Source organism: Caballeronia sp. (assembly GCF_049581465.1).
Lineage (GTDB): Bacteria > Pseudomonadota > Gammaproteobacteria > Burkholderiales > Burkholderiaceae > Caballeronia.
The window spans coordinates 1-3320 of sequence record NZ_JBAUSA010001291.1 but is presented as its reverse complement, the minus strand read 5'-3'; the positions used below and the strand labels follow the sequence as shown (position 1 = coordinate 3320).

3 protein-coding genes are annotated in these 3320 nt (G+C 61.6%); all 3 read left to right on the top strand.

The features are described 5' to 3' along the window. On the top strand, positions 1-249 hold a 249-nt coding region (locus WCA53_RS31340; RefSeq protein ID WP_423920766.1), incomplete at its 5' end, for a LysR substrate-binding domain-containing protein. Positions 250-339: 90 nt separating this feature from the next. Continuing rightward, the gene (locus WCA53_RS31335; RefSeq protein WP_423920762.1) at positions 340-1581 is read left to right on the top strand and encodes a pyridoxal phosphate-dependent aminotransferase; all 1242 of its coding nucleotides are present in this window, start codon (positions 340-342) and stop codon (positions 1579-1581) included. A gap of 354 nt (positions 1582-1935) precedes the next feature. Beyond that, positions 1936-3117, top strand: coding sequence for an SMC-Scp complex subunit ScpB (gene scpB / locus WCA53_RS31330; RefSeq protein WP_423920759.1), 1182 nt, complete (start codon positions 1936-1938; stop codon positions 3115-3117). The last annotated feature ends 203 nt before the right edge of the window (positions 3118-3320 follow it).

Sequence of the window (3320 nt, the reverse complement as noted above, 5' to 3'; positions counted from 1 at the left end):
GACGTGGTGCAGGAACTGGGCCATTCGGCCACCGTGTTCGGGCTAGTCGAGGCGGGCGTGGGCATCACCGTGTTGCCTTGGCTCGCATTGCCGCTGCCCGCGGATTCGTCGCTGGTCGCGCTGCCGCTCACGCCGCGGGCCGAGCGTACCGTCGAACTGGTACGCCGGCGCGACCGATCGTTATCACCCGCTGCGGAATCGGTGTGGCAGTTGGTCTTGGGGTTGCCGAACCGTGCCGAGGAGCTTTGATTCGCTGACCGGATGGCTAACGCGCAGGCTGTGAAGCGATTTCGGCCCAAGCTCGCGTTAGACTTTGGTTTCACATCGGAGGAGAGGGTCATGAGGGAGTCGGAAGGTGGGGTGGCGTCGGAACTGGGCGCGTTGACGGGTGCCCACGCTACGGGAGACCGGGCGCCAAACGCACGTGACGCAGTCCGCGCGTTGCGTTCCTCGCAGATTCGCGAAGTCGCCAATGCCGGCTTCGGTGTGAAGGACGTGCTGCCTTTCTGGTTCGGCGAATCGGATCAGGTCACGCCGCGCTTTATCCGCGATGCCGCGAGCCGGGCGCTTTCTGAGGGTGCCACCTTCTATACGCACAATCTGGGCATCGCCCCGCTGCGTGAGGCGCTTGCGGGTTATGTCGGAAAATTGCACGGGGCGACGCGAAGCTCGGAAGTTGCCGTGACGAGCGCGGGCATCAACGCTTTGATGCTGGCGGCGCAACTGGTGGTGGGAGCGGGCGACCGGGTGGTCGCGGTGACGCCGCTGTGGCCGAACCTGGTCGAAATTCCGAAGATCCTTGGCGCCACCGTAGAGACGGTCTCGTTGACCTATACGGCCAGTGGCTGGACGCTCGACCTCGACAGGTTGCTCGATGCGCTCACACCCGGGACACGGATGTTGCTGGTCAATTCGCCGAACAATCCAACGGGTTGGGTGATGACGAGCGAGCAGCAGAAAACGGTGCTGGATCGTTGCCGGGACCATGGCATCTGGCTCGTAGCCGATGAGGTCTACGAGCGCCTCTATTTCGGAAACGACGCGAAAGTGGCGCCGTCATTCCTCGATCTGGCAAGCCGCGACGAACGCGTGATTGCTGTAAATTCGTTTTCCAAGGCTTGGCTCATGACAGGATGGCGCCTTGGCTGGATCGTCGCACCCGAGCGCATGATGGAAGACCTCGGCAAGCTGGTCGAGTACAACACGTCCTGCGCACCTTCATTCGTTCAGCTTGCCGGTGTCGCGGCCGTGACCGACGGGGAAGCGTTCACCCGGTCGCTCGTGACAGACCTGCGGGCGAGCCGCGATCACCTCGTAGCGGCCCTTGAGCAGATTCCCGGGGTCGACGTCCGCGCTCCAACTGGTTCCATGTACCTGTTCTTCAAGCTTCCGGGCGCCCATCGCAGCCTCGAACTGTGCAAGGTGCTCGTGCGTGAGGCGGGACTCGGGCTGGCGCCCGGCAGCGCCTTCGGTCCAGAAGGCGAAGGTTTTGTTCGCTGGTGCTATGCGTGCGACCAGGCGCGTCTGGATGCCGGTGTTAGAAGGCTGCGCGCGTTCCTGGAGGCGCACCCGGCGGCATAACCGGATAGACCCGGGGCCCGTGATGTGACGTGAGTAGCGCAGTGACCTAATGTTTCACCTTTACGTTGGGTTTATTTATGCGTAATATGCGACCAGTCACGCGCTTCCGCCTCGGAAAGTGCTAATTTGTCCGGCTGGGATGGATCGGCGATCAGGAACTGATCCCGAGTTTTGCCTCCCCCCGGTGCGTGCTCCCAAATCAATATGGCCGATCAGAAATCGGGCGAGCGCGTCTGTAGTCTCCTCGTCTTTGGTTTCCAGTCCGAGTTGTGCGAATGGTTCGAGTCATCGGCGTTCCTCAATTCGGCTTGTCTTGATCCGGTTCATTGACCAAACAGGGTCTTATCTAGCTGCATGAATACGCAAGAGGCGAAAATCGTCCTCGAGACTGCCTTGATCTGCGCGCAGGAGCCGCTGAAGCTCGCCGAACTGCGCAAGCTTTTCGCCGAAGATATTTCGGCCGATGCGGTTCGCACCTTGCTCGAAAATCTGAAGCAGGATTGGTCGGGTCGTGGCGTCGAACTGGTGTCGCTGGCGTCTGGTTGGCGTTTCCAGAGCAGGCCCGCAATGCGGGGTTATCTCGATCGGCTGAATCCCGAAAAGCCGCCAAAATACTCGCGCGCGGTGCTTGAAACGCTCGCGATCATTGGCTATCGGCAGCCGGTAACGCGGGGGGACATCGAAGAGATTCGCGGTGTCACGGTGAATGCGCAGGTCGTGAAGCAACTCGAGGATCGCGGCTGGATTGAGGTGATAGGGCATCGCGATGTGCCCGGACGTCCCGCGCTTTTCGCCACGACCAAGCAGTTTCTCGACGATCTCGGCCTGAGCGCACTGGACGAATTGCCGGCTCTGGACAATCCATCGGCACACCTGGAAGCATCGCTACTGGCGCAGCAAGCGATCAATTTTCCCGATGGCGATGCAGTCGCGCTGATCGGTGCCGCCCTGGGGCAGCAATCGAAAGCGGATGGTCCGGCGCCCGGCGCGCTGGCAAACGACGAAATGCATGAGGCCACTGACGATCTCGCGCCAGGCAGCGAGCGTGTCCTGGCTGATAACGCCGGTGGCTTGAACGGGCACAATCATCTGTCGACAGCGCCGGAACCCGTGGAACCCGCTGGAGCCGAAGCAGGACATGCAAATGACGAAGCGCTTTCGTCTGGCTCGCAACCTGCTTCTTGCGAAGGTGTGGAAGACGCGCAAATGAGCGTGCGTGCGCACTCGGTCTCGCCCCATGAACTAACGAGGGCGGATGCAAACGGTGCCGAAGGGTTTCCCGGCACGGCAGGTGGCGAAGAGTTTCAGGCACAGCCCGGCGGCACGGGTGATGCTTTCACGTTCAACAAACGGAACGGCGACAAGATCGAGCGCGAAAGCGTGACGCCGAACCACGAGAATTTCCCCGCGATCGTTGCCGCGGAAGACGCCCCACATCTATCGGCGGCTGAATCCGACGCATCGAAAGAACTGAACGATTCGACCGATTCGAACGCGCCCGGGACACCGGACGATCAGGCAGCGCACCGCGCCTGATGCCAGTTTGAACGAACCCTTGATCGGCTGGTAAGCATCATCGGCCGGAATTTTTCACGCACCCGCGACGGGCGCGTGACCCGACACCATTGAGGTTGTTTTGACACATTCCCACGACACCGATTCGCCCGAATTCGAGCGGCCCGTTCGTGCCGACGACGCACACGGTCAGGCCGACGCAGGCGAACGCACGCGCACCGATG

What these genes read in the sequence shown, in the direction of transcription:
- scpB (WP_423920759.1), top strand. Translation starts at nt 1,936, where the DNA reads ATGAATACGCAAGAGGCGAAAATCGTCCTCGAGACTGCCTTGATCTGC.
- WCA53_RS31335 (WP_423920762.1), top strand. Translation starts at nt 340, where the DNA reads ATGAGGGAGTCGGAAGGTGGGGTGGCGTCGGAACTGGGCGCGTTGACG.